Origin of the sequence: Ensifer sp. ZNC0028 (genome assembly GCF_000799055.1) — a bacterium.
Classification (GTDB): domain Bacteria; phylum Pseudomonadota; class Alphaproteobacteria; order Rhizobiales; family Rhizobiaceae; genus Ensifer.
This window is the reverse complement of sequence record NZ_JTLA01000211.1, coordinates 1-247: the sequence shown is the minus strand read 5'-3', so window position 1 is coordinate 247 and position 247 is coordinate 1. Positions and strand designations below refer to the sequence as shown.

General features: G+C 67.6%; 1 protein-coding gene. It reads right to left on the bottom strand.

The window, feature by feature from the left end; all coding sequences use genetic code 11:
* On the bottom strand, nucleotides 1-247 hold a 247-nt coding region (locus L981_RS32625), incomplete at both ends, for an isocitrate/isopropylmalate family dehydrogenase (RefSeq protein ID WP_043626886.1).

Genomic DNA, 247 nt, shown 5'->3' with positions numbered 1-247 from the left:
GGATGTCGAGACCTTCGACCAGCTCGGGTTTGAGCGACGAAGCGGCAGCCAGCGCCGGATAGCAGATTGCCGGGCGCAGGTTGGCGAAGAGTTCAAGATCCTTGCGCAGGCGCAAGAGGCCCGCTTCCGGGCGAACCTCGTAGGGCACCGCATCCCACTTCGGACCGCCGACGGCGCCGAACAGCACCGCGTCGGCGGCGAGCGCCTTTGCCATGTCCTCTTCCGAGATCGCCTGGCCGTGGGCGTC